At 56.7% G+C, this 25831-nt stretch carries 24 protein-coding genes and 3 pseudogenes; 15 read left to right on the forward strand and 12 right to left on the reverse strand.

What is annotated here, in order from left to right; all coding sequences use genetic code 11:
• The first annotated feature begins 201 nt into the window (after nt 1-201).
• Complete coding sequence (locus HX884_RS18265) at nt 202-858, forward strand: DUF1120 domain-containing protein (protein WP_178328575.1); 657 nt, start codon at nt 202-204, stop codon at nt 856-858.
• Between the two features lie 67 nt (nt 859-925).
• On the opposite strand, the gene HX884_RS18270 is transcribed toward HX884_RS18265, so the two are convergent.
• Nucleotides 926-1720 carry a YdcF family protein gene (locus HX884_RS18270; RefSeq protein ID WP_178328586.1) on the reverse strand — a complete coding sequence of 265 codons (795 nt, stop codon included), beginning with the start codon at nt 1718-1720 and terminating at the stop codon, nt 926-928.
• Nucleotides 1721-1941: 221 nt separating this feature from the next.
• On the opposite strand from HX884_RS18270, the pseudogene HX884_RS18275 reads away from it, so the two are divergent.
• The 4 genes and pseudogenes from HX884_RS18275 (at nt 1942) to HX884_RS18290 (ending at nt 6819) form a co-directional block, all read left to right on the forward strand.
• Nucleotides 1942-3594: pseudogene (locus HX884_RS18275) on the forward strand (MFS transporter).
• Nucleotides 3595-3616: 22 nt separating this feature from the next.
• Nucleotides 3617-4699: an HlyD family secretion protein gene (locus tag HX884_RS18280; RefSeq protein ID WP_013096702.1), complete on the forward strand. Its 1083-nt coding sequence runs from the start codon at nt 3617-3619 to the stop codon at nt 4697-4699.
• The gene (locus HX884_RS18285; protein ID WP_045901132.1) at nt 4696-6075 is read left to right on the forward strand and encodes an efflux transporter outer membrane subunit; all 1380 of its coding nucleotides are present in this window, start codon (nt 4696-4698) and stop codon (nt 6073-6075) included. The genes HX884_RS18280 and HX884_RS18285 overlap by 4 nt, the downstream gene beginning before the upstream one ends.
• Before the next feature lie 84 nt (nt 6076-6159).
• Complete coding sequence (locus HX884_RS18290) at nt 6160-6819, forward strand: O-methyltransferase (RefSeq protein WP_178328576.1); 660 nt, start codon at nt 6160-6162, stop codon at nt 6817-6819.
• Nucleotides 6820-6883: 64 nt separating this feature from the next.
• Here HX884_RS18290 and hrpA read toward each other — a convergent pair whose 3' ends face one another.
• Nucleotides 6884-10786 (reverse strand): ATP-dependent RNA helicase HrpA, encoded by a 3903-nt coding sequence (gene hrpA, locus HX884_RS18295; protein ID WP_178328577.1) that lies wholly within the window; start codon nt 10784-10786, stop codon nt 6884-6886.
• A gap of 204 nt (nt 10787-10990) precedes the next feature.
• Between hrpA and azoR the strand changes: the two genes are divergently transcribed.
• Together azoR and HX884_RS18305 are read left to right on the forward strand one after the other, a co-directional pair.
• On the forward strand, nt 10991-11596 hold the full coding sequence (gene azoR, locus HX884_RS18300; RefSeq protein ID WP_013096706.1) for an FMN-dependent NADH-azoreductase: 606 nt from the start codon (nt 10991-10993) through the stop codon (nt 11594-11596).
• Nucleotides 11597-11686: 90 nt separating this feature from the next.
• Nucleotides 11687-12373 carry an RluA family pseudouridine synthase gene (locus HX884_RS18305; protein ID WP_178328578.1) on the forward strand — a complete coding sequence of 229 codons (687 nt, stop codon included), beginning with the start codon at nt 11687-11689 and terminating at the stop codon, nt 12371-12373.
• 6 nt (nt 12374-12379) lie between these two features.
• On the opposite strand, the gene HX884_RS18310 is transcribed toward HX884_RS18305, so the two are convergent.
• Complete coding sequence (locus tag HX884_RS18310) at nt 12380-12919, reverse strand: DUF2058 domain-containing protein (protein WP_178328579.1); 540 nt, start codon at nt 12917-12919, stop codon at nt 12380-12382.
• A gap of 171 nt (nt 12920-13090) precedes the next feature.
• On the opposite strand from HX884_RS18310, the gene HX884_RS18315 reads away from it, so the two are divergent.
• Together HX884_RS18315 and HX884_RS18320 are read left to right on the forward strand one after the other, a co-directional pair.
• Nucleotides 13091-14065: a DUF1852 domain-containing protein gene (locus tag HX884_RS18315; RefSeq protein ID WP_178328580.1), complete on the forward strand. Its 975-nt coding sequence runs from the start codon at nt 13091-13093 to the stop codon at nt 14063-14065.
• Between the two features lie 27 nt (nt 14066-14092).
• Nucleotides 14093-15121 carry a methionine synthase gene (locus HX884_RS18320; RefSeq protein WP_178328581.1) on the forward strand — a complete coding sequence of 343 codons (1029 nt, stop codon included), beginning with the start codon at nt 14093-14095 and terminating at the stop codon, nt 15119-15121.
• On the opposite strand, the gene HX884_RS18325 is transcribed toward HX884_RS18320, so the two are convergent.
• On the reverse strand, nt 15122-16063 hold the full coding sequence (locus HX884_RS18325; protein WP_058683531.1) for a LysR family transcriptional regulator: 942 nt from the start codon (nt 16061-16063) through the stop codon (nt 15122-15124).
• 96 nt (nt 16064-16159) lie between these two features.
• Between HX884_RS18325 and HX884_RS18330 the strand changes: the two genes are divergently transcribed.
• Both HX884_RS18330 and HX884_RS18335 read left to right on the forward strand, forming a co-directional pair.
• The gene (locus HX884_RS18330) at nt 16160-16594 is read left to right on the forward strand and encodes a DMT family transporter (RefSeq protein WP_013096712.1); all 435 of its coding nucleotides are present in this window, start codon (nt 16160-16162) and stop codon (nt 16592-16594) included.
• 4 nt (nt 16595-16598) lie between these two features.
• Nucleotides 16599-17057 carry a DMT family transporter gene (locus HX884_RS18335; protein WP_045901127.1) on the forward strand — a complete coding sequence of 153 codons (459 nt, stop codon included), beginning with the start codon at nt 16599-16601 and terminating at the stop codon, nt 17055-17057.
• A 2-nt stretch (nt 17058-17059) separates the two neighbouring features.
• Here HX884_RS18335 and HX884_RS18340 read toward each other — a convergent pair whose 3' ends face one another.
• The 8 genes from HX884_RS18340 to HX884_RS18375 are packed head-to-tail and all read right to left on the reverse strand — an operon-like array spanning nt 17060 to nt 22932.
• Nucleotides 17060-17587 carry a DUF3833 domain-containing protein gene (locus tag HX884_RS18340; RefSeq protein WP_020688129.1) on the reverse strand — a complete coding sequence of 176 codons (528 nt, stop codon included), beginning with the start codon at nt 17585-17587 and terminating at the stop codon, nt 17060-17062.
• Nucleotides 17584-18108: a hypothetical protein gene (locus HX884_RS18345; protein WP_178328582.1), complete on the reverse strand. Its 525-nt coding sequence runs from the start codon at nt 18106-18108 to the stop codon at nt 17584-17586. The genes HX884_RS18340 and HX884_RS18345 overlap by 4 nt, the downstream gene beginning before the upstream one ends.
• On the reverse strand, nt 18105-18590 hold the full coding sequence (locus HX884_RS18350) for a DUF2878 domain-containing protein (RefSeq protein WP_013096716.1): 486 nt from the start codon (nt 18588-18590) through the stop codon (nt 18105-18107). Before HX884_RS18350 ends, HX884_RS18345 begins: the two co-directional genes overlap by 4 nt.
• Complete coding sequence (locus tag HX884_RS18355) at nt 18587-19807, reverse strand: cyclopropane-fatty-acyl-phospholipid synthase family protein (protein ID WP_038419352.1); 1221 nt, start codon at nt 19805-19807, stop codon at nt 18587-18589. The genes HX884_RS18350 and HX884_RS18355 overlap by 4 nt, the downstream gene beginning before the upstream one ends.
• Entirely contained in the window at nt 19804-20526 is a 723-nt protein-coding gene (locus HX884_RS18360; RefSeq protein ID WP_178328583.1) for a DUF1365 domain-containing protein, read from the reverse strand. The genes HX884_RS18355 and HX884_RS18360 overlap by 4 nt, the downstream gene beginning before the upstream one ends.
• The gene (locus HX884_RS18365) at nt 20523-21785 is read right to left on the reverse strand and encodes an NAD(P)/FAD-dependent oxidoreductase (protein WP_178328584.1); all 1263 of its coding nucleotides are present in this window, start codon (nt 21783-21785) and stop codon (nt 20523-20525) included. Before HX884_RS18365 ends, HX884_RS18360 begins: the two co-directional genes overlap by 4 nt.
• On the reverse strand, nt 21782-22501 hold the full coding sequence (locus HX884_RS18370) for an SDR family NAD(P)-dependent oxidoreductase (RefSeq protein ID WP_061771633.1): 720 nt from the start codon (nt 22499-22501) through the stop codon (nt 21782-21784). The genes HX884_RS18365 and HX884_RS18370 overlap by 4 nt, the downstream gene beginning before the upstream one ends.
• Nucleotides 22498-22932 (reverse strand): nuclear transport factor 2 family protein, encoded by a 435-nt coding sequence (locus HX884_RS18375; protein WP_178328585.1) that lies wholly within the window; start codon nt 22930-22932, stop codon nt 22498-22500. The genes HX884_RS18370 and HX884_RS18375 overlap by 4 nt, the downstream gene beginning before the upstream one ends.
• Before the next feature lie 257 nt (nt 22933-23189).
• Here HX884_RS18375 and HX884_RS18380 point away from each other — a divergent pair, with 257 nt between their 5' ends.
• The 4 genes and pseudogenes from HX884_RS18380 to HX884_RS18395 all read left to right on the forward strand — a co-directional run bounded on the left by HX884_RS18380 (nt 23190) and on the right by HX884_RS18395 (nt 25492).
• Nucleotides 23190-23387 (forward strand): hypothetical protein, encoded by a 198-nt coding sequence (locus HX884_RS18380; protein WP_013096722.1) that lies wholly within the window; start codon nt 23190-23192, stop codon nt 23385-23387.
• Nucleotide 23388: 1 nt separating this feature from the next.
• A pseudogene (locus HX884_RS18385) lies at nt 23389-24164 on the forward strand (hypothetical protein).
• Between the two features lie 63 nt (nt 24165-24227).
• Entirely contained in the window at nt 24228-24821 is a 594-nt protein-coding gene (locus HX884_RS18390) for a TetR/AcrR family transcriptional regulator (protein ID WP_038419347.1), read from the forward strand.
• 74 nt (nt 24822-24895) lie between these two features.
• A pseudogene (locus HX884_RS18395) lies at nt 24896-25492 on the forward strand (NAD(P)H-dependent oxidoreductase).
• Nucleotides 25493-25831: the final 339 nt, after the last annotated feature.

Genomic DNA, 25831 nt, shown 5'->3' on the forward strand with positions numbered 1-25831 from the left:
GGAGCACCTCAAAAACACCATCATACACTAAATCAGTAAGTTGGCAGCATCACCAGTTTTTCTACAAAATAAATTCAACTTTAATAAATATACCAAAAACTCAATACTCAATATTATTTCCGCCAGGTGAATGGGAACGCCATCGCTGCGTTCACTTATCATTCCCGCATGTCTTATATTCATGAAAAGGAAAAATCAAGGATGAAAAAAATCATTCTGGCTACAGCCATCGCGTTGAGCACCACATCAGCTTTTGCAGCCGGAACTGCTGTTATTAAGGTTAAAGGTACATTAACCAACGCAGCATGTACTGCTGAGCTGGGTAACGGCGGTGTTATCGATTACGGCTTTATTCGTCTCGGTGAGTTATCCGAAAACTCACATAATCAACTCGGTCAGAAACAGATACCTGTGACCATAAATTGCTCTGCGCCAACCAAAATAGGTTTCACTATCACCGATAATCGCAGCGACAGCAACGCACAACTTCCTGTTGATATTGGGAAGAATAAGAATATTACAAATAAATATTATACTTATGGCGTTGGTTTCACGAACGACGGGAAAAAGATCGGTAACTACGGCATGTGGATGACCGGTACCACCGCAGACGGTAAAACTGTAGACCCTATTGGGCATAACCACGACTGGTCCGCAACAAGCTGGAAATATTCCGGTATTCCACGCAGCGATACTTTCCAGACCATCGCCTTTGCTGAAACCGGCACCCCATTGGCTATCACCACGGCTAACTTTAACTTCGTGACCAACCTGGTGATTTGGGATACCTCCACCCTGGCCATTACCGACGATACCCCACTGGACGGCCAGAACACCATGACGCTGGTTTATCTGTAATTATTCGCGCTTTATTCAATACCGGGTCAGCGGCAAACGCTGGCCCGGTATTTTTTTGCGTCCACATTCACAACAGAGATCGGCTTACCAGCGCATCGGTCAAAATGACATCGTTGCGTAAGATATTCCACGCCGCCGCAATCTCATCAGGTATCTCCACATGGGCAATAAAATCACGCCCTGCCGGACCGTAACCGTTAACGTCGTCGCGCAGGCGCGGCAGTTCCCCCAGCACCAACGACAAATAACGTTCCACCGGCCATAGCCCTTCACCGGAATCGCTGAACACCAGTCCATCGTCGCCGTTTTGCAGGACGGGCGTAAAGCCCGCGTGGCTGACCCATTCCGGCGATACGGGTTCGTCCCGGCATACGCGGGCGAACGTTGCCATGGTACGGCGCTGCATGGTTGGATCCTGCACCACCAGCACCCTTTCAGGGGCAAACTGATGGTGCTTCATTAATTCGCGGCTAAAGCGGGCGTTCTCCCCGCAGTTCGTTGATTGATCTTCCACCCACACCCGGTCGGCCGGGATCTGCCAGAATTGACGGGCGATATCCGCCAGGATAGCCGCCTCTGCCCGGCCCGTGGTGGGAATGGTGTGATAGCGCGGATGTTTCGCAATTGCGGCATAGAGAAAAGTGGTGGAGTGTCCGATGCCTCCGCTAATGATCATGGGCACCCCCTGCTCCGCCGCCAGACGGCAGGCAGCTTCGATGGTTGGAATGACGGCATTCCCCGCCAGAATCACCATATCCACGGACTTACCCGGTTGCAGGTCATCCTGCACCAGCCACTGCCCAACCGTGTTTACGGCACTGAGCGTGCTGCCGGGCAAACAGGGAAAAATTGTCGGTATCATCATAACCTCCTTACAGCATTTGGATTAGCGTACCGCACTTGTCGCGTCAAAACAGGCGTTGATTCCTAAAGTGCCAGAGATAAGGCCGCTCTTTTTCCTAAAACCTTCAGTTCAACATTTGATTAACATGCGTAAATCATATTCACTTGTATTATGTTTTACGGCAGACGTAGAATCGCCAGCCTGTTAATTCTTCCATTTTATCAAAGGTAAACGACGTTATGCGCCTGCCCGAACGCGACCCTTATGCTCCTCGCGAGTGGCAGCCACACGAGAAACCCGCCCTGCTGGGTTCCCCCTCCACGCCGGAGCACAGCACGCCAAAGCGGATTGCCTATGGTGTTGTCGGTCTGCTGGTTTGCCTGACGGGCGCCCTGGGGAATGCGGTGGTCACCGCCAACCTGCAAAATTTGCAGGGCACCTTCGGCGCCTGGTCAACCGAGATCGCCTGGCTACCGGCGGTCTATGTGATGACCAATATCTCCATTAACCTGCTGCTGGTGAAATTCCGCCAGCAGTACGGTCTGCGCGCCTTCACCGAAGGTTTTCTGGTGCTGTATGTGCTGGTCACTTTTTTCCACCTGTTTGTCAACGATCTTAGCTCGGCGCTGATGGTGCGCGCCGCACACGGGATGGTGGCCGCCGCGCTCAGTTCGCTGGGCATTTATTACCAGATCCAGGCCTGGCCGGCAAAACACCGCCTGAAGGCGTTGACCATTGGCATCACCGGCTCGTCGCTGGCCATTCCGCTGACGCGACTCTTTTCAACCGAGCTGCTGCAGCTTGATGAGTGGCGCGGGCTCTATTTCTTCGAGCTGGGGCTGGCCCTCATCTCGCTGGCGTGCGTGATTGCGCTGAAACTGCCGCCGGGCGATCGGCGTAAGGTCTTTGAGAAAAAAGACTTTATCACCTTCTTTTTACTGGCACCGGGTATGGCGCTGCTGTGCGCGGTGCTGTCGCTGGGCCGTCTGGACTGGTGGTTTGAAGCGCCGTGGATCGGCTGGTCGCTGGCGCTCTCGCTGGTGCTGATTGTTTCCGCCATCGTGTTCGAACATAACCGCAGTAACCCGCTGCTGAACACCCGCTGGCTGTCGAGCGGCAGTATTGTGCGCCTTGGGTTGATTATGCTGCTGATCCGCATCGTGCTGGCCGAGCAAAACACCGGCGTCATCGGCTGGCTGCAGTACGTAGGGTTACAGAACGAGCAGATGACGCACCTGGCGTGGTCCATATTTGCCGGGATCGTCTGCGGGATCGTCACCAGCTGTCTGACCATTAAACCGACCAAACTGGCATGGCCGATTATCACCTCCCTGGTGCTGATGATTGTCGCCTCGCTGCTGGACAGCCAGTCCAACAACCTGACGCGCCCGGATCAGTTGATGCTCAGCCAGTTCCTGCTGGGCTTTGGCAGTGCCTTCTTCCTCGCCCCCGCGATGCTGGCCGCCATTGGCGGCGTCATCGCCGACCCGCGTAATCTGGTGAGCTTCTCGGTAATGTTCGGCATGAGCCAGAACCTCGGCGGCCTGCTGGGCTCGGCTATTCTCGGTACCTTCCAGACCTGGCGCGAAAAGTATCACTCCAGCCTGCTGGCGGACCAGCTCACCACGCTCAATCCGCTGGTCAACGAGCGGATTCAACTTTATACCCAGATGTAAAAAAGCCTGATTGGCGACAGCGCCCCGCTGGGCACGCAGGCGATCACCCAGTTGCAGACAGTGACCGCCCTCGAGGCAAACATTCTGGCTTACAACGACACCTATTTACTGACCGCGAGTATTGCCGCGGCCACGCTGATCTGGATTTTATGGCGCTTGCTGCGCCTGCGCATCACTGCCCGTATGGCGCTTAAGAACGCCACCGGCAACAAATAATTGAAATATTTCTGGAGAGTTTATGAGTCAGCAGGATGCCGCCAAAGAGCAGGCCAACACCCGCAAAAATGTGCGCATTGTTTCCGTTTTCACCGCCGCTGCCATCGGTATTGTCGGCGTGCTGGTGATCCTTTACGCGTGGCAGCTCCCGCCGTTCACCCGCCACGCACAGTTTACCGATAACGCTTACGTGCGCGGCCAGACCACGTTCATCAGCCCGCAGGTAAATGGCTATATCACCGAGGTGAAGGTACAGGATTTCGCGCAGGTTAAAAAAGGCGAGCTGCTGCTGCAGATCGATGACCGTATCTATCGCCAGCGGGTACATCAGGCCGAGGCGCAGCTGGCGATGAAAATTGCCGCCCTGAATAACAATCTCCAGCAGCGTAAAAGCGCTGAAGCCGTCATCGCAAAAAATGACGCTGCGCTGAAAAATGCCCGCGCCCAGAGTCTGAAAACCCAGGCGGATTTAAAGCGGGTGAAAGATCTGACGGCTGACGGCTCGCTCTCCATCCGCGAACGCGACGCGGCGCTGGCCAGCGCGGCCCAGGGCAGCGCCGATATTGAGCAGGCCAAAGCGACGCTTGAGATGTCGCGCCAGGATCTGCAGACGGTGATTGTGAATCGCGGTGCGCTGGAGGCGGATGTGGAAAACGCCAAAGCGGCGCTGGAGCTGGCGCAAATCGACCTGCAAAACACCCGCATTGTGGCGCCGCGTGACGGCCAGCTGGGGCAGATCGCGGTGCGTCTGGGCGCGTATGTGACGGCCGGGACGCATCTCACCACCCTGGTGCCGCCGCAGCACTGGGTGATCGCCAATATTAAAGAGACCCAGCTCGCGGAGCTGCGCGTGGGCCAGCCGGTGAAATTTACCGTCGATGCGCTCAATAACAAAGCCTATCAGGGCCGCGTGGAGAGCATCTCCCCGGCGACCGGCGTCGAATTCAGTGCCATCACGCCGGATAACGCCACCGGGAACTTTGTCAAAATCGCCCAGCGTATTCCGGTGCGTATCGAAGTGCTGGGTAAACCTGAAGAGTCAGCACTGCTACGTCCTGGCATGTCGGTACAGGTGACCATTGATACGCGGGAGGCGAAGCAATGACCCTTCGCCCGCTAGCCAGCCTGCTGGTTGCCGTTCTGCTTGCCGGATGCCAGTCGGTGGATGTAAAACCTGCCCAACCGTCACTGCATATTCCTGCCCAGTGGCGGGCGGCATCCGGCCCTGCCAGCGCGCCTGAACAGCTGTGGTGGCGAAATTTTCACGACAACAACCTCAACCGCTACGTGGATCAGGCGCTGAAAAATAACAGCGACGTGCTGATCGCCCGCGAACGGATCAATGAGTATCAGGCAAGAGTCTATGCCGCTGACGGCAGCCTGTTTCCGTCGCTGGATGCGGGCGTAACCGGCACCCGCGCCCGGACGCAATCGGCCGCCACGGGGTTACCGGTATACAGTACGCTGTACAAAGGCAGCCTCACCGCCAGCTATGATGTGGATATCTGGGGCGTCAACCGCAGCACGGCCAATGCCGCGCAGGCCTCGCTGGAGGCGCAAAAAGCCGCCGCCGCTGCCGCAGATTTAACTGTCGCCTCGTCGGTGGCCTCCGGGTATGTCACCCTGCTCTCGCTTGATGAACAGCTTCGCGTCACCGAATCCACGCTGAAATCACGCGAAGAGGCATTTAATCTTGCTAAACGGCAGTTTGAAACGGGCTACAGTTCGCGCCTGGAGCTGATGCAGTCTGACTCTGAGCTGCGGGCCACCCGGGCGCAGGTGCCGCTGCTGCAGCATCAGATCGCGCAGCAAGAGAATGCCCTGAGTCTGCTGCTGGGCAGTAACCCGGGCGAGGTGGCGCGCAGTGAAAGCTTCAGCACGCTTACCCCGCTCAGGCTGCCTTCACAGCTGCCGTCATCGTTGCTTAACCGACGACCTGACATCGTTCAGGCGGAGCGTCAGCTTATTGCGGCCGATGCCAGCCTTGCTGCCTCGCGCGCCAGCCTGTTGCCGTCGATCAACCTGACGGCGACCGGATCGATTCAGGATCGCACCCTTTCCGGCCTGCTGGACAACCCTCTGCAGCTCTGGAGCGCAGGCGGCAGTATTCTCGCCCCGCTGCTGAACCGCCAGGCGCTGAATGCGCAGGTGGATATCTCCCAGTCGCAGCGTAATCAGGCGCTGTACGCCTATGAGAAAACCGTGCGCAATGCGTTTGCCGAAGTGAACAACAGCCTTGACGCCATTACGCGTTATCAGGAACAACTTAGCGAACTGCTGGCCCAGCAGGAGGTGGCCCAGGAGACGCTGCGCATTGCGCAGAACCGCTATCGCAACGGCTATTCATCTTATCTGGATGTGCTCGACGCACAGCGTACACTTTACTCGGTGCAAACCAACGTGGTGCAGGTGAAAAATAACCTGCTGCTGGCGCAGATTGATTTGTATAAAGCGCTGGGCGGCGGTTGGGTCAATGTCTGAAGGCGCTTAACGGGCCTGGATTTCGTCACACAGGCCGGGTAAGGCGCAGCCGCCACCCGGCGATTCCCCCTCAGGAGACAATTTATGCAACAACAGTGGTCTGCAGTTGATAATTTCATGATTTCGTCGCTTATTCCTGAAGATGAGGTACTGAGCAAGGTACTGGAAAACAACCAACGCGCCGGACTCCCCGAACACGATGTTGCGGCCAATCAGGGGCAGCTGCTGGCACTGTTCGTGCGCATGACGCAGGCGCGGCGCGTTCTGGAGATCGGAACGCTGGGTGCTTACAGTTCAATCTGGATGGCGCGCGCCCTGCCGCCGGACGGAAAGCTGATTACGCTTGAGGCCGATTCCACGCATGCCCGCGTGGCGCGGCAGAATATTCAGCTTTCCGGTCTCAACCAACGCATTGAACTCATCGAAGGCCCGGCACTGACTTCTCTGGAAAATTTCGGCGACGTTCCGCCGTTCGACCTGATCTTTATTGATGCTGATAAGCCAAACAATCCCGGCTACCTCGAATGGGCGTTGCACTACTCCCGCCCCGGCACGGTGATTATCGGCGATAACGTGGTGCGCGATGGCGAAGTGATTAACGGCCAAAGCGACGACGAGCGCGTGCAGGGTGTTCGCCGGTTTATCGAGATGATGGGGGACAATCCACGCTTAACCGCCACCGCGCTGCAAACGGTCGGGGTTAAGGGGTGGGATGGGTTTACGCTGGCAATTGTGAACGGGTGAAAATTGTGCGGCCTGATGCCCTCACCCCGGCCCTCTCCCACCGGGAGAGGGAGAAAACAGGGTGTTAAGCCGAAATCTGCTCCATCGCCTGCAAAATACGTTTATCCGAAATCGGATACGGCGTACCGAGCTGCTGGGCAAAGAAGCTGACGCGTAACTCTTCGATCATCCAGCGGATCGCCTGAACGTCTTCATCGTCACGACGTGCCGGTGGCAGTTTGTTTAACCACTGCTGCCACGCCTGCTGCACGTTTTCAACTTTCAGCATCTGGGCACGGTCACGATGCGGATCGATGGCCATTTTCTCCAGCCGTTTTTCAATCGCCTGCAGGTAACGCAGCGTGTCGCCGAGACGGTTGAAGCCATTGCCGGTGACAAAGCCCCGGTACACCAGGCCCGCCATCTGCGCTTTGACATCCGAAAGCCCCAGCGCCATGGTCATATCCACGCGCCCTTTCAGGCGTTTGTTGATATTGAACACGGTGGTGAGGATCTGCTCGACCTGTTTGGCAATATCGACCACGGTGTCGTTCAGCTCCGCGCGTACCTTTTCATGAAGCTGAGCAAAGCCCTCTTCTGACCAGACCGGACCGCCCGCCTCGTGGATCAGCTTGTCCACGCCGCAGGAGATGCAGTCGTCGATCAGATCCAGCACTTTGCCGTACGGGTTAAAGTACAGCCCCAGCTTGGCTTTGTTCGGCAGCTTCTCGTGCAGATACTTGATCGGCGACGGGATGTTGAGCAGCAGCAGGCGGCGCAGCCCGCGCCACATCATCTGCTGCTGTTCCTGCGGGTTATCAAACAGCTTGATCGCCACGCTGTCGCGCTCATCCACCAGCGCAGGCCAGGCCTTCACTTTGTAGTTGCCGCGTTTTTGCTCGTAGCTTTCGGGGAGCTGACCAAAGCTCCAGATGTGCAGCCCGCTCTGCTCAATCCCATCATCCGCCACCGCGGACAAGGTCTCCTGCACTTTGCCTTTCAGCGCCTCTTTCAGCGCGGTGAGCGAACGGCCTTCCTGCAGCTTCTTGTTTTTATCGTCCACCACGCGGAAGGTGATTTTCAGGTGATCGGGCACCTGATCCCAGTTCCAGTCTTCGCGGTCAATGGTGGTACCGGTCATGCGGCGGAACTCACGCTCCAGCGCATCCAGCAGCGGCATCTCCAGCGGCGTGACGCGGCCTAAAAACGCTTCGGCGTAGTTAGGGGCCGGAACAAAGTTACGCCGCACCGGTTTCGGCAGCGATTTGATCAGCGCAATCACCAGTTCGCGGCGCAGGCCGGGAATTTGCCACTCAAATCCACTCTCATCCACCTGGTTTAGCAGTGGCAGCGGGATATGAACGGTGACACCATCCGCGTCCGTTCCCGGCTCAAACTGATAGGTCAGCCGCAGCTTAAGGTTGCCCTGATGCCAGAAGTTCGGGTAGTCGAGCTTACTGACCGACTCCGCTCCTTCTTTAATCAGCATGCTCTTTTCAAAGTTGAGCAGGTCCGGCGTCTCTTTGCTGGCCTTCTTCCACCAGCTGTCAAAGTGACGGGCGGAAATGACATTGTGGCTGATGCGCTGGTCGTAAAATTCGAACAGCGTCTCGTCATCCACCAGAATGTCGCGACGACGGGATTTGTGCTCCAGCTCTTCCACTTCGGCACGCAGCTTGAGGTTTTCACGGAAGAAGGCGTGACGCGTCTGCCAGTCGCCCTCCACCAGCGCGTGGCGGATAAACAGCTCGCGGCACAGCGCCGGGTCAATCTGGCTGTAGTTGACCTTACGCGCGGCCACCACCGGCAGGCCGTAGACGGTCACTTTTTCGGTTGCCATCACCGCCCCCTGCGCGCGCTCCCAGTGCGGTTCACTGTATGAGCGTTTCAGCAGGTGTTGCGCCACCGGCTCTACCCATTCCGGATCGATACGCGCGGCAATACGCCCCCACAGACGGCTGGTTTCCACCAGTTCAGCAACCATGGTCCACTTGGGTGGTTTCTTGAACAACCCGGAGCCGGGGAAGATGGAGAAACGGGCGTTGCGCGCACCGGTATACTCCTGTTTTTCGGCGTCCTTCATGCCGATATGGGACAGCAGTCCGGTCAGCAATGCGATGTGAATCTCGCGGTACTCCGCCGGTTCACTGTTCACCGGAATACCGAGCTCTTTCACCACCTGGCGCAGTTGGGTGTAAATATCCTGCCACTCGCGCACGCGCAGGTAGTTGAGGAAATCCACGCGGCACTGACGGCGGAACTGGTTAGATGACAGCGCTTTCTGCTGCTCGCCGAGGTAGTTCCACAGGTTCACGAAGGCAAGGAAATCCGACTCTTTGTCGTGGAAGCGACGGTGTTTTTCATCCGACGCCTGCTGTTTGTCCATTGGCCGTTCACGCGGATCCTGAATGGAGAGCGCCGAGGTGATGATCATCGCCTCGCGCACACAGCCGTGTTTTTGCGCTTCCAGCACCATGCGCGCCAGACGCGGGTCCACCGGCAACTGGTTGAGCTGCCGTCCCAGCGGCGTCAGTTTATACGCGGTGGCCTGCTCGTCGGTGGTGATCGCCCCCAGCTCTTCCAGCAGGCGTACGCCATCCTGAATATTGCGTTTGTCCGGCGCTTCGACAAACGGGAAAGCGGCGATATCGCCCAGCCCCAGCGCGGTCATCTGCAGGATGACGGAAGCCAGGTTGGTGCGCAGGATTTCCGGGTCGGTAAACTCCGGGCGGGAGAGGAAATCGTCTTCTGAATAGAGACGAATACAGATCCCCTCCGACACACGTCCACAGCGCCCTTTACGCTGGTTGGCCGACGCCTGTGAAACCGGCTCAATCGGCAGACGCTGTACCTTGGTGCGGTAGCTGTAGCGGCTGATACGCGCCGTACCCGGATCAATCACATACTTGATGCCCGGCACGGTCAGCGAGGTTTCCGCCACGTTGGTTGCCAGCACGATGCGGCGCCCGCTGTGTGGCTGGAACACGCGGTTCTGTTCACTGTTGGAGAGACGTGCGTAAAGCGGCAAAATTTCCGTGTGGCGCAGATCGCGCTTGCTGAGCGCGTCGGCGGTATCGCGGATCTCACGCTCGCCGCTCATAAAGATCAGAATGTCGCCCGCGCTCTCATTGCCCAGTTCGTCAACGGCATCGAAAATAGCCTGCAACTGGTCGCGCTCGGTATCCTCCGCCTCCTCCACGATCGGGCGATAGCGCACTTCTACCGGATAGGTACGACCGGAAACTTCAATAATCGGTGCGTTATTGAAATGTTTTGAGAAACGCTCCGGGTCGATGGTCGCGGAGGTGATGATAATTTTCAGATCCGGGCGACGCGGCAGTAGCTCTTTAAGGTAGCCGAGCAGGAAGTCGATGTTCAGACTGCGCTCGTGCGCCTCATCAATAATGATGGTGTCGTACTGCATCAGCAGACGATCCTGCTGAATTTCCGCCAGCAGGATACCGTCGGTCATCAGCTTGACCATGGTGTTATCGCTCACATGGTCGCTGAAACGCACCTTATAACCGATGCAGCCGCCCGGCTCCGTTTGCAGCTCCTCGGCAATACGGTTCGCCACGGTACGCGCCGCCAGACGACGCGGCTGGGTATGACCAATCAGGCCCTTCACTCCGCGGCCGAGCTCCATACAGATTTTTGGCAGCTGTGTGGTTTTCCCCGAGCCGGTCTCCCCCGCCACGATCACCACCTGGTGGTCGCGCACGGCGTTGAGGATCTCCTGCTTCTTCTGACTGACGGGCAGATTTTCAGGATAGGTGATTGCCGGACGTGCCGCTTCGCGCAGCACAACTTTCCCTGCCGCCTGTTCAATCTCTTTCGCCATCTCCTGGAAAATGGCCTGTTGTGCATCAGGATTTTTAACCTTCTTCACCCCGTGCAAGCGGCGAGCAAAGCGCTGTTTATCGCGCAGCATCAGTGAATCAAGCTGTTGCAGGAGCATCGGGAAGGTCAGTTTTTGTTGTTCTGTCATAGCATTAACGGGCAGTGCACTGCCGGATAAAATCTCTTTGTAATGATTGCTATAGAGTACCACATCAGCGCTTTCCACGCCTTATTCAAAAAATTCGAACATAGGCTTCGATATATTGCGCTATCTCTGTGGCAGGATTGTGAATAAAGTGTCAACAAGCAACGGGGCAACCCCCTTCAATCAAATGCAAAACAGGAATCACCCATGAGCAAAGTATTAGTTTTGAAATCCAGTATTCTGGCAGGGTACTCTCAGTCTGGTCAGCTGTCTGATTACTTCGTTGAACAGTGGCGTGAACACCATTCCGCAGACCAAATCACCGTGCGTGACCTGGCTGCAAACCCAATTCCTGTGCTGGATGGCGAGCTGGTTGGCGCGCTGCGTCCGAGCGATGCACCGCTGAGCCCACGCCAGCAGGAAGCCCTGGCGCTCTCTGATGAGCTGATTGCAGAACTGCAGGCGCACGACGTAATCGTGATCAACGCCCCAATGTACAACTTCAATATCCCAACCCAGCTGAAGAACTACTTCGACCTGGTGGCTCGCGCTGGCGTTACCTTCCGTTACACCGAAAATGGCCCGGAAGGTCTGGTGAAAGGCAAGCGTGCCATCGTGCTGACCAGCCGTGGCGGTATTCATAAAGATACCCCAACCGACCTGGTTGCGCCGTACATGAGCCTGTTCCTGGGCTTCATCGGGATCACCGACGTGAACTTCGTGTTTGCAGAAGGTATCGCTTACGGTCCTGAAGTGGCGACCAAAGCACAGACCGACGCGAAAGCCGCGATCGACAGCCTGGTGGCTGCCTAAGATTTCCCCCTCTCACCGCCCGGTGAGAGGGTTTTTCTTTTCTCCCGCATTTCGTTATCATCCGCTCCCACTCTCCAGCCGGGCGGCCTGATGTCTGCGATTATTGATTCTTTTATTGCCCCACCGTGTCATGACGACATTGAGATCCTCTGGCAGGATGAACATCTGCTGCTGATCAATAAACCTTCCGGTCTGCTTAGCCTCTCGGGCAAGAATCCGCAAAATCTCGATTCGGTGCACTATCGTCTGGTTCAAAACTTTCCTGGCTGCACGCTGGTGCATCGCCTGGATTTTGGCACGTCCGGCCTGATGGTGATTGCACGTAATAAGTCGATCAACGCCGCGCTGTGCCAGCAGTTCAGCCAGCGCAGCGTGGAAAAAGTCTACAGCGCTCTGCTTTGCGGCCACCTGGAAAACGATGAAGGGATAATTGATGCGCCGATTGCCAAAGATCCGGCGCTGTTTCCGCTGATGTCGATCTGTGCCGTTAACGGCAAACCCGCCCGTTCCCGCTATCGGGTGATGGAACGCCTGCATCAAAACGCGGCGATGCCGCTCACGCGGGTAGAACTGACGCCTGAAACGGGGCGAACCCACCAGTTGCGCATTCACTGTCAGCTGCTGGGCCACCCGATTTTAGGCTGCGATTTATATGGGGGACGGGCGTGGCCTGGCAGCGGAACAACGCCGAGGCTGATGCTGCATGCCAGTCAGTTGAATTTTATTCATCCGGTGAGCGCCGAGCCGGTTAACGCCCGTCACACCGCACCGTTCTGAACCGTCTTACCACATCAAATCGTCAGGGATTTTGAAATCGGCATACGGATCGTCTTCATCCAGCTCTTCCTGACTCAGGGCGCTGTTTAACACAATACTGTCGGCATCGCGCTGGGCAATTTTATCCGCCACCACCGCCGGGATAATGGCGTATTCGCAGTCGCCATTAGCGTTAATCACCAGACGTGCGATGGCCAGACGACCGTTAATCAACTGGGTCTGGGTTGCCTTATCCACCTCGATTTTTTTGATCAGATTGCCGTCGGTGAAGTTAAAGGTGATGTTGCCTTTTGCCACCGTGATGCGGTTCATCTCAATCAACTGCTTCACCTGCGCCTTAAACTCTTTGGCGAGCACGGCCTGTTTTTGCTGCTCGCTCAACTGTTTGTCACGCTCAAGCTGCGCTTTTTTGTTCTCTTCTACCGCCTCTCTGGCCTCACGCGCCTGCACGCGGGATTTCTTGGCCGTGCGCTGAACTTTGGCCATTTTCTTGCTGGAGACTAAGCCCGCTTTCAGCATCTGCTCTTGTAAGGTGAGTTTTGTCATGAGTGTGTTTAAACCGGTTGGAAATTTTGGGCAGTATAACTGGAACTGAGCAGTTCATGAAGTTCGCTCATGTTGCTGTGAAATTAAGTCACTTCCCCTGCGCCACCGTGTCAGGCATAAATTATGCATTGATAACTTCCTGGCAACATGAACTTAGGATGCATAACCAAGATGAGTAAAGCTTTTACATTTACCCTTAAGCGCAGTTGCTTCGATGAAAATTATAACCCGTCAGAGAATACGCGTACGACCACCAACTTTGCCAACCTCGCCCGCGGGGAAAAGCGTCAGGAGAACCTGCGTAATACTCTGGTGATGATCAATAACCGCTTTAACGCTCTGGCGCGCTGGGATAACCCCAATGCCGATCGTTACGCGGTCGAGCTTGAGATCGTCTCTGTGGATCTGAATATTGGTGCGGAGAAAACCTTCCCGGCCATTGAAATATTGCAAACCACAATCGTCGATAAAAAAACCAACGAACGCATCGACGGTATTGTCGGCAATAACTTCTCCTCTTACGTACGCGATTACGATTTCAGCGTCCTGCTGCTGGAGCATAATAAAAACCAGCCCCATTTCACCATTCCGGAGAAGTTTGGTGTCTTGCACGGCAATATCTTCCGCCATTTTGTTAATTCGCCGGAATACCGTGAGAATTTCAAAAAAGCACCGGTGATTTGCCTGAGCGTGTCCAGCAAAGACACTTATCGTCGCACGGGTAACCAGCACCCGGTGCTGGGCATTGAGTACACGCCGGATGGCGAGTCATTGACGGAGCAGTACTTCGCGAAAATGGGCCTGAAGGTACGCTATTTCATGCCTGAAAACAGCGTGGCGCCGTTTGCCTTCTTCTTCACCGGCGATTTGCTCAGTGATTACACCAATCTTGAACTGATCGCCACCATCAGCACGATGGAGACGTTCCAGAAGATCTATCGCCCGGAAATTTATAACGCTAACTCGGCAGCAGGACACTGCTATCACCCCGACCTGAATCAGCAGGATCACTCATTAACCAAAATTGTTTACGACCGTGTCGAACGCAGCCAGCTGGCCATTGAGCAGGGTAAATTCACGGAAGAACAATTTATCAAACCTTACAAACACGTACTCGAGCAGTGGTCTGATAACTACGCGCGTTAATTAATCGAATTTAAAAGGGTTATACATATGAAAACATTGCTCCCGACGTCAACCGCTGGCAGCCTGCCTAAGCCAACCTGGCTTGCACAACCTGAAACGCTGTGGTCACCGTGGAAATTAGAGGATCAGGAGTTACTGGCCGGTAAGCAGGATGCGCTGCGTTTATCGCTTGATGAGCAGATCCGCGCGGGGATTGATATCGTCAGCGATGGCGAACAGACGCGCCAGCACTTTGTGACCACCTTTATTGAACACCTCAGCGGCGTGGATTTTGAAAACCGTCAGACCGTGCGCATTCGTAACCGCTACGATGCGAGCGTGCCGACGGTGGTCAGCGCCGTGGCGCGTCAAAAACCGGTGTTCGTGGACGACGCAAAATACTTACGCCAGCTCACGGATAAGCCAATCAAGTGGGCCCTGCCGGGGCCAATGACCATGATCGACACTCTTTACAACGCGCACTATAAAAGCCGCGAAAAGCTGGCCTGGGAGTTCGCTAAAATCCTCAATCAGGAGGCAAGAGAGTTAGAGGCCGCAGGTGTCGATATCATTCAGTTTGATGAGCCGGCATTTAACGTCTTTTTTGATGAGGTCAACGACTGGGGGATTGCGGCGCTGGAGCGTGCCATTGAAGGGCTGAAATGCGAAACTGCGGTGCACATCTGCTACGGATACGGCATCAAGGCCAATACCGACTGGAAAAAGACCCTTGGCTCAGAATGGCGCCAGTATGAAGAGGCGTTTCCTAAGCTTCAGACATCGAATATCGACATCATCTCGCTGGAGTGTCACAACTCCCGCGTGCCGATGGATCTGCTGGAGCTGATCCGCGGCAAAAAAGTGATGGTAGGCGCCATCGACGTGGCAACCAACACTATTGAAACCGCGGAAGAAGTGGCTGACACCCTGCGTAAAGCGCTGCAGTTTGTCGATGCCGACAAGCTTTACCCGTCAACCAACTGCGGTATGGCGCCGCTTTCCCGTCAGGTTGCCAACGGTAAGCTGAAGGCGCTGAGCGCCGGAGCCGCGATTATCCGCAACGAGCTTGGCGCGTAATCACCTGCCCTGCGTTTGCCAGTAGAGCGGCGTACCGAAACACCCGACGTAATGATCAATCACCGCCCTGACGTTAAGGGGCGGATGCCGCGCGTTTGGGTAGATCGCCGCAATATTCAGGGGCTCCGTATGAATGGCGCACTCCAGCCCTGGCAGGAGTGCGACCAGTTCGCCCTGCTGCACGCGGTCCCCAATCAGCCAGTCCGGAAACAGCACAATTCCCATCCCGCCCAGCGCGGCAGCAAGCAGCGATTCCGCATTATTTGACGTCATTAATGGCATCACCGGGTAGTGCACCCACTCCTCCCCAGCACCGCGCAACAGCCAGCGGTTAGGCCCCGACGAACCACGGTAGACCAGGCATTGATGATGCGCCAGATCGTCCGGCCCTTGCGGCGCGCCGTGCTGTCGCAGATAGTCCGGCGAGGCGGCCAGATGGTAGCGCTGCTGACCAAAAATGCGCGCGTGAAAGGTGGAGTCCGTCAGCACGCCGATGCGAAAGATCACGTCGGCGGCATTCTTGTGCGGGTCGATAAAATCATCGGTCAGCGTCAGCTCGATATTCAGCCGCGGATAGCGCGCCGTCAGACCAGGCAGCCCTGGCGCAATGTGCCGCTGGCCGAAAAAGACCGGTGCATTAATGCGGATCGTGCCGGAAGGCTCCGTTGAACGTGCATCCAGCTCCCGACGAGCCTCCTCAAAACTCGTCATCATCTCCCTGGCATAGCGGATAAACAGATGACCACTTTCTGTGGGGATCACCGCCCGGGTATTGCGGTAAAAAAGCTGCTGGCCGAGTGCGTCCTCAAGCTGGTGGATAATGCGCGAAACCTGCGAGGCGGAAAGGCCTTCGCGGCGCGCGACCACGGAAAAATTTTCGGCTTCAAAAACCGCGATAAAAATCTTCAGCGAACGGAGGTTCATGCTCCCGGCATCGTACATTCGTGCATATCCTGCAAAGGTGTTTCCTGCATTATGGCATTTTTCTCATGACCAGACCGACGTAATCTTCTCCGCCTGCAAAACGGAGGAATAACAATGCAGCTTGTTTTGATTTTACTGGTGATTGCCGGGGGGATGGGGCTTTCCGTAGAGGCTGGCCTGCTGGGGCCGCTGGGTGGAAAAGTCGGTGATTTATGGGCCACGTTCAGCATTTTTGGCGTCGGCGCCGCGCTGACGTTTCTGCTGATGCTGTTCTTCAGCCCGCGCAACAGCCCGTCGTTTTTTGCCCAGCCTGGCTGGCAGTTGCTCGGCGGGGTACTTGGCCCGGTTTACGTGGTGATCCTGACCCTCGCCACCCCGGCCATCGGCATCGCCCTGACGATGATTGGCATTCTGGCGGGGCAGGTTTTTAAAAGCCTGCTGATCGACCATTACGGTCTGCTGGGCACACCGCACAGGAAGATCAACGCGAAACGGATCGTCGCGCTGGGTTTTATTATTGCGGCACTGATTCTGGTCGCACAGGGGTAACACGATGACACTGATGATGATTATTCTGGCCGTGTGCGGCGGCGCGACGCTGAGCATTCAGGCGGCGATCAACGGGCAACTCGGCAGCCGCGTGGGCGTATTCAAAAGCGCGTTCCTGACGTTCTCCGTTGGCGCGCTGGTCACCGCCTTGCTGATTTTTTTCTTTGAACCAAAACAGACAGTCACCCTGCTGGACGTGCCGAAATGGCAGCTTCTCGGGGCGATGTTTGGCGTGCCGTACATTGTGATCATGGTCGTGGCGGTGCAGCGCATCGGCACCGCCGTCGCCACGGTCGCGGTGATTTTTGGTCAGCTCACCATGAGTATGCTGATTGATAACTTTGGCTGGCTGGGCAATGCGGCCATTCCGTTTTCGACGAGCCGACTGGCCGCCGTCCTCTGCCTGGGTATTGCGCTGTTTTTCATTTACTCAGGCAGTAAAAACGCCCCTCCCCACGATTAACGTTACGCCTTGCGGGTAAAGAACAGCGTCACCGTGGCGACGGTGACGCCAAATTTCTTCATCTCGGTTTTATTAAACAGGTGTGTGCCATCCTGCAGGTACATCCAGTCGTCGAAGTGCAGCAGCCAGGTGCTGCCGTTGGCCTTCACGTTCATGCTGTACCTCCAGTTGAAGGCATTGCCCGCCGCCTGCCCCGTCGCCACGCCGTCGATATCGCCCGCCGTGCCCTCATAACGATCGGTCGCCACGCGGCGGATATGCCATACCCGCTGCTGTTTTTCACCATCGTCGTAGACAAAATGTTCATTCAGCGTCAGCGTGTCGCCAATCACGTCCCCGGCAATCTCCACGTGGAAGCGGCGGATCTGCTTCCCGCTGCGATCCTGCACCATCCCCCACGCTTCCGTTTTGCCCTGGAAATAGTGGAATATATCAAGCCGCGGCTGCTGCTGGCGGTACTCCGTCACGTCCGTGCTGCAGCCTGCCAGCAACATCGTCACACCCAGCGCCATGATCAAAAAACGTTTCATTGTTGTCCTCCGATTAACTGCTGACGCAGCTCAGGGTATTGCGTGCGGGGATCAAGCCAGATCCCCAGAAAACGTGTGCTGAACGCTTGCGACTGAGGCGGCCCCAGGGGTCTGAAAGTGCCCGATGCGGCAGGCGCGCGGTACCAGAACTGTCCTTGCTTATCGTTAAGCACGAACGCCAGCTGCGCCCCCGGCCCGACATCCGGCCACAGCGAGGCAAGCATTCGCAGCCAGGCTTCGCTCTGCGGTTCCTGCTGCAAAACCCCCTGTGCTCGCCACTGGTCGCGGGTTGCCTCGATCAGGTCTTCACTGTCGATGTCACGCGCGTAGGTGATAATGAGCGCCTGATCCTGCATCTTGCCGGTGTAGCGCCCTTCAGGGGTGCGCAACTGGGAGGTATAAACGGTGAAAGGCCCCCAGGTCAGCGTGGCATCCCCCACCTTGCGCCAGCCAAGCCAGTCGGTTGCCTGGGCGAAAGGCGTAAGGGTGATGAGCCAGAGGAACAGGAGTGCGGCTCTCATTGTTGCCTCCCTGTCAGCAAGTGGTAAAACAGCATCAGCACCAGCCAGCCCGGCACCATCCAGCTGACGACGATAAAGGTTGGCTCCAGAAAGGCGATGGCACCGAGCCGCTCACCGATAAGATACGCCACCGGACCGCCCACGGAAGCCAGCAGCATCAGCATCCAGCCGGGTAACGTTGTGGTGCGGGTGAGCTGCGTCCAGACGGTGGCAAACATCAGCCACAGCGCCACCATCCACACGGGCATCAGCGATTCACCGGTGAAGGCGATCAGCCCCGTCAGCGCCCAGAGTGCATCCAGCAGAGTGCCCGCGAGTGCCAGCAGAATGGCATAAACGCGGTGTGCAGGCGGCAACATCAGGCAGGCGAAGATCGCCAGCACGCACCAGATAATCAGGCCACGCTCGCGAAACAGCACCACCAGCGTCCAGTAGAGATCGAACGCGATAGCCAGGGCGAAAACCTGCACGTAACGTTTCATACGCGCTCGGCGGTCAGTTGCACCACGCTGATGGTGCGGGCGTTAAACCCGGCTTCGCAGTAGCCAAAGTAATAGAGCCACATCCGACGAAACCGCTCATCAAATCCCAGTTTTTCAATCTCCTGCCAGGCATGGAGAAAACGCTGACGCCAGTGCGCCAGCGTGCGCGCGTAGTCCGGCCCCATATCAAACAGGTTGCGCACCACAAAATCGGTGTGGCGCGTCATCAGCGCATTCATCGCCGTTATGCTCGGCAAAAAGCCGCCGGGGAAGATATACCGCTGAATAAAATCCACGCTTTTGCTGTAGTCGCGATACCGCTGATCCTGAATGGTGATGGCCTGAATCGCCATGCGCCCACCCGGACGCAGACGCGCCTGACAGGTGCGGAAGAACGTTGGCAGATAGCGTTGCCCGACGGCTTCAATCATCTCAATCGACACCAGCTTGTCGTACTCGCCGGTTAAATCGCGATAGTCGCAGAGCAACACCTCAACGCGGTCCTGCAGACCGGCCCGGGCAATCCGCTCTGTCGCCCAGCGATACTGCTCCTGCGACAGCGTGGTAGTGGTCACCCGGCAGCCGTAGTGACGGGCCGCGTATTCCGCCATCGCCCCCCAGCCGGTACCAATCTCCAGCAGATGATCGCTGGGGTTCAGCGCCAGCTGTTCGCACAGACGCGCCATTTTCGCCCGCTGCGCGTCGCCAAGATCCTGCTCCTCCCCGCTAAACAGCGCGCTGGAATAGAGCAACTCCTTGTCCAGAAAATGGGCATAAAACGCGTTACCCAGATCGTAATGTGCCGCAATGTTTTCCCGCGCCTGCGCCCGGGAGTTGCGCCGCGTCCAGTGGCGAAGCCGCTCCAGCGGTCTGCCAAGCAGGCGGAACCCGTTTTCGAGCCGCCCCAGTACCTGGCTGTTTAGCGCAAGCAGTTGCAGAAGCGGCGTGAGCTGCGTGGTTTCCCATTCGCCATCCATCCAGGCTTCCGCCGCGGCCAGGCTGCCTCCGGTCAGGACGCGCCAGTAGACGCCCGGGCTGAGTATCTCAACGTCGGCATGCAGCGCGGCAGACAGCTCACCGAAATGAAAGGTCTGCGCCCCTTCACGCAGCGTGAGCGAGCCGCCACGAAGGCCGCTCAGCACGCGAAAGAGCAGCCAGCGCGCGACGCGAACGTTGCGCGGGATATCGGGTTCAAGCGCAAAGACAGGATCGGTCATGAGCGTTCACTCCTGCTGAAAGGATGGTTATACAGAGGCACGCGCTTAAGCCACAGCCGCAGCGCCTGCCAGTAAATCGCGAAAACGGTTTTGAGCGTCATCAGCGGAATACGCAGCAGCAGTCCACGCAGTGCCGGGCGGGTCAGCGGCGCGCGGCGAAGCGCCAGCGTGGCATCAAATACCTTTGACGCCTGATGATTTTCAATGTGCATATGCAGCGTGTTATCCGGGTTGTTGAAGCGCCAGTGGTAAATCATGTCCATGGGGTTAAACGGAGAAACGTGAAAGGCTTTCTCCGTGGGCTGGGCGTGCTGACCATTGACGGCGTAATAATGTCGTTCGTTCCAGGGCGTATTGCGCACTTCGGCCAGCACCCAGCGCAGCGTCTCTGCCGTGTCATAGCAGTAGTAAAAATTGACGGGATTAAAATGAAAGCCGAAGTAGCGCAGTTGCGTCAGGAGCATCACCCGCCCCTCAGGACGTTCGCCGGTCAGGCTTTCCAGCCGATTCAGCACGTTCTCTTTAAGCGGCGAACCCAGCGGATAATCCGCATCATGGAACGATGCGGCGGCAAACCGGTTGCGCCGCACGCCAACGGTGGGCAACTTATCCAGCTCGTCGAGATCGAGCCAGGCCATAAAGACGCCGTAGCTGAACTCATGCGTTTTCGGCTGGAGACGGCGGTGGCGTAATACGCCGTGATAGAGGCAACTGTTCATCGGTTTCCCTCCCCGGCTGTTATCGCATTGACGACGTCCAGCGCGCTGCGCACGCCATCTTCATGAAAACCGTTGTACCAGTACGCGCCGCAGAACCAGCTCCGCTGGTGACCGTTGATTTCGCTTCGGCGCGCCTGTGCCCGCCAGCTTTGCGGGTTAAACAGTGGATGTTCATACACAAAGCGCCGCAGCACGAAGCGTTCGTCCACTGGCGTTTCCGGGTTTAAGGTGACGCAGAACAGCGGGCTACCGGCGGGCAGCCCCTGCAAGATCTTCATGTTGTACGTTACGCAGGCGCTGGCTTGATCCTGGTCGCTCAGGCGGTAGTTCCAGCTGGCCCAGGCGCGCTGACGCACCGGCAGCCAGCGCGGATCGCTGTGCAGCACCACCTCGTTACGCTGCCAGCCAATATCGCCCAGCACCTCCTGCTCAGCGGCGGAAGGTGCGTCGAGGATGGCCAGCGCCTGGGCTGAGTGACAGGCAAAAATCACCTGATCAAAACGGTGGCTCGATTCTTCAAGATGGAGGGTGACCCCCTGTGCATCACGGCTTACCCGCTGCACCGGCGCGTTGAGGTGCAGCGTGAGCCGGTCACCCAGCTGTGCCAGAATAGCGCGGATATACTCCCGCGAGCCGCCGGGCACCACGTACCACTGCGGGCGCTGAGTGATATCCAGCAGACCGTGATTCTCAAAGAAGCGTAAAAAGAGCGGCAGCGGAAAACGTTTCATCTCCTGTAGCGACGACGACCAGATGGCCGCCCCCATCGGGAGAATGTAATGACGTGCAAAGAACGGCGTAAAGCGATGCTGTTCCAGGAACGTTTGCAGCGTCGCGCCGGGCTCCACGACCTCTTTCAGCGCCTGCTTCGCCAGGCGATTAAAACGGACAATCTCCCCAAGCAGACGCCAGAACGCCGGGTTCACCAGGTTACGACGTTGTGCAAAGAGCGTCGTCAGGGTGTGGCCGTTGTACTCCAGCCCACTCTGCGGATTGTGTACCGAGAAGCTCATCTGCGTTTTTTGCCCGCTGATGCCCAGCTCGCTCAGCAGCCCCATAAAGCGCGGATAGGTGCGGTCGTTGTAGACGATAAAACCGGTGTCGATGGCGTAGGTACCCTGTGGCGTCGGCACGTCAACCGTGGCGGTATGGCCGCCGGGGGTGGCACCGGCTTCAAACAGGGTGACCTCATGATGCCCGGCAAGGCGCCAGGCGCAGGTCAACCCGGCGATGCCGCTGCCGATTATGGCGATCTTCATGAGCGCACCATCCTGCGCAGCAGTGCGCGCTGTAAGTACGCTGGCAGCCCGGAAAGCAGCCGCAGCGTCAGACCAAATCCCGCCGGAAACGCGATGTGGTTTTTCCCTTTTTCCAGGCCACGGCGAATGGCTTTTACCGCCTCTTCAACGCTCACCCTGCCCGGCATGGCGAAATCATTTTTGCGGGTCAACGGGGTGTCGACAAAACCGGGCGATACCACGGTGACCGCAATCCCTTTTGGCTCCCAGTCGAGACGCAGGCTCTGCGCAAACCAGGTGAGCGCGGCTTTGGATGCGCCGTACGCTTCAGCGCGTGGAAACGTCAGCCAGTGGGCCATAGAGCTCACCAGCACCACGCGGTTACCGGCCACAAGCTGTGGCTGCAGCGCGGCAAGGCAATTGACAGGCCCCTGAAAGTTAGTGGTCATCACCCGCTCTACCAGCGCGGCGTCCACCACGCCGTGTTCCAGATATTCGCAGGTTCCGGCACAGAGGATCGTCAGGTCGGCCGCGCAGCCCGTCAGCGCCTGGCGACAGGCGTCCCTGTCTGTCATATCGAACAGGCGTACCGTAATGTTTGAACTGTGCTGATGCAGGGCTTCCAGACGCGCCGGATCCCGCCCGCAGGCGATGACATGGTGACCGTCACGGGCAAAAGATTGCGCCAGCCCCGCCCCAATGCCTGAACTGGCGCCGGTGATCAAGACCGTCATCATGATTTCACCCTCCGCTTCACGCCGCGAACCGCCCAGCCAAGCAAAGGCAGATGTTCGTAGATCATCTCTCCGGCATCGTAGTAGTCCCGCTGGCGAATAATCCGATCCTTTTCCACGTCCACCACGGAGCAGCCAGGCAGTTCCAGAGGATCGCCACCGGCAATGCGCGGGTGCGACCAGTGCATGACCCAGGTGACAACAAAGCGATGCTCGCCAATCAAAGGGGAATCAAGCGTGAAACGGCAGTGTTCGACATTCGCCAGCAGATGGGTGAAATAGCGCTGCAGGGCGAACAGGCCGTTATGTTCACCAAACGGATCGATAAGCGTGGCATCGGGATGGTAAAGCCCCGCCAGCGCCGAGGGCGGCTGGGAATCCAGCGCGGTGTAGTAATCAACAAACCGACTGATGACGTCAGGCAAAAGGTTCATGGGTCACATCCTGGCGGTAAACAACGTAGCGTAAGCGCATAATTAAAACTTACACAATTCGAGTTATTTGTCCAAGTTTGTGCAGAAATATATTTTTATTATTTTAATTATCAGTGAGTTGAGTAAGTCACCTTCGTGCCAGAAGTTGAGGCGCAATAAGGTCTTACCGCCATCGGGCTTTTTTTCAGGTTAACCCTAAGGTAAATTCCCCCGTTCTCTTCCAGGCTTATTCTTTTTATTCATAAGGATGACATGCCATGAGACGTTTCTTTCTCTCCCTTTTCTCCAGCCCGGAATCGTTACTTCAGGTGATGAGTCAGCAGGAAATCATTGAAGCCGTTGAGGATGGCGACCGGATTATCATCGACCAGGATGGTAATGCCTCGGTGAACTATAAAAGCAACGAGGTACGCCAGGATTTTCTGCGCCACGTCAATGCGTTAAAGAGGGCGTAATATGGGAACGGCGATATTTATGGTGCTGATGGTCTGCGGGTACTGGTACACCAGCCGCGACCTCTCTACCCGCTTCAAAATCAAGCGATCCTTCGGCTGGGATGTCTATTTTCTGGTTGCCCTTTACGGCTCGATCTTCGTTCTGCAAGGTGTGATCGCCACCGGGCTGCTCTGGCTGCTGCTGCTCGCCCTCTCCGCGGCTGACAACACCTTCCACTTTACGTCAGAGCGTTATGCCGACTGGCAGATGGACTTTATGAACTGGAGTTTCCTGGGTATCCAGGCACCCGTGGTGGTGATGCTGGCCTTCGCCATCCTGTTTTGTCTTTATCGCTCAAACTGGGCGGGCAGCGCCCGACTGGACGGTGAAGGCAGGAAAAAGCTCTATAAGCGCCTGGCGCAGGCGAGCGGGATTGAACAACTGCTTTATCAGTGCATGGAGCAAGGCGAGCTGGCGCAGGTGACGCTACGGTCGGGGCGTATCTATGTCGGCATGATCTGATCCATACGGCGACGCTGGAATATGAGAAAACGGCCAATATCGTGCTTATTCCCATGCTAAGTGGCTATCGCGATCGCCAGACGATGAATTTTCGCATCGAAAATAACTACAGCAAATGGTATGACGGGCATGACATCACCCTCGACTCTGAGCCCAGAAGTGCGATGGATTTCAGAAAGGTGATTATGCTCAACCAGATTGAGAGCCTTGCGCTGTTCGACCCGGCAAGCGCCAGCGTGCTCGACATGGCTCAGCAGGAAAAAGCCGCGCAATGAGCTTCTCATCCGTTCAGTAAGGCGTGTAAACTACCTTTAGTAGTTAACTGATTTGAGGAAAAGATGGTTGTTAAGCGCTTAAGAAAAGAAGAACGCCGCGCACAGCTGCTGGAAGTCGCGCGCGGAATTGTGCGCCAGCAAGGCACTGAGGCCCTTACGCTGGGTTTCCTGGCCGAGCGCGCCAACGTCACCAAACCCATTCCTTACGATCATTTTGGCGATCGTGAAGGGCTGCTGATGGCACTCTACCAGGACTTCAGCGACAGGCAGCTTAAGAAATTTCGCGAGACGTTGAACAGAGACAATAAAACGCTGGCACAGACGATCCGTTTTTTCAGCGCCGCGTATATCGACTGCGCGATCTCTGCGGGCCCCGAAACGGGCCCCATAGCGGCGGCTCTGTCCGGCTCGCGGGCGCTGCAGATTTTCCGCGAGGCCTGCGTGGCCGACTGCGCAGACTGCCTGCGGATGGCGCTTGCCCCTTTTATTGTGCTGCAAGGGGTAACAGGTGAAGCGGCCCTGACGGCCATTATTGGGGCCGCGGATGCGCTCAGTACGGCTGCCGGAAATGGGATCCTCGCGCGTAACGTTGCGGAAGAGATGCTCAGCGGCGCGATGACCGGCGTCCTCAATACCTATCTGGACAGCACAAAATGAGTGCCCTGCCAGATTGACAGTTAAGTTACCAATAGTAACATAGAGACATCTTCACTCACCCTGTTGAGGTCTCTATGTCTGCATCAAACGTCATCAATACTGCCCTGATCGTGACGGCTCACCCGGTCGAAAATTCGTTATCCCAATCCCTCGCGCAGCGAATTGCCGGGAAGTTACAGGAACAGGGTACGCAGGTTGAAATAGCCGATCTGCATGCCGAAGGTTTTTCCCCGACCATGATTCGTCCCGACCTTGACCTCTACCACGGCGATGCCCGCGCGCTGCCGGACGAGGTGCTGCGCGAGCAGTAGCGTGTCGAGCGCGCGGATATGCTGGTATTTGTCTTCCCGATTTACTGGTGGTCCGTTCCCGCCCTTCTGAAAGGCTGGTTTGATCGGGTGCTGACCGTGAACTGGGCCTATAAAGTGGCTGAAGATGGTCGCATCGTGGGTAATTTACGTGATGTGCCCGTGCGCCTGGTCGCAACGGCGGGCAGCGATCTGGCCGGGTTCGATAAGCACGGTTATTCCGGTGCCATTCAGACCCAGATTGTTGAAGGGGTGTTTGGCTTCTGTGGCCTTAAAAACGTGACGCTCGATATCCTCTATCAGGCCGATTCAGCCACTCCTCAGCAGGTGGACGAATTCCTGCAAAGCCTCACTAAGATCTGAATCGTACGGCGCAGCCATTCCCGAGGTTTGGCTGCGCACGCAAAGCCGTAATTAGCGCGGTATCAGCGCTTCAAGTCCCCTTCGCAACTGGCTGACCACCTCTTTGGTATCCATACCCATTTGCGCATGTATGATGGCACCGTCTATCAGCATTAAAATCTGCGTGTTAATAGCCTCATCGGCAATACCGGTGAGGGAGGCAATTTTTTCCCGGGTTTCAGATTTATGGTTGCGGCAAATGGCTTTTATTTCACTTTCATTGTCTTCTGATTTTGCTTCTGCGCTGGGGCTTTGTTGAATAAATCAGATTTCGGGTAAGTCTCCCCCGTAGCGGGTTGT

The organism is Enterobacter sp. SECR19-1250 (assembly GCF_013391025.1).
GTDB lineage: Bacteria > Pseudomonadota > Gammaproteobacteria > Enterobacterales > Enterobacteriaceae > Enterobacter > Enterobacter cloacae.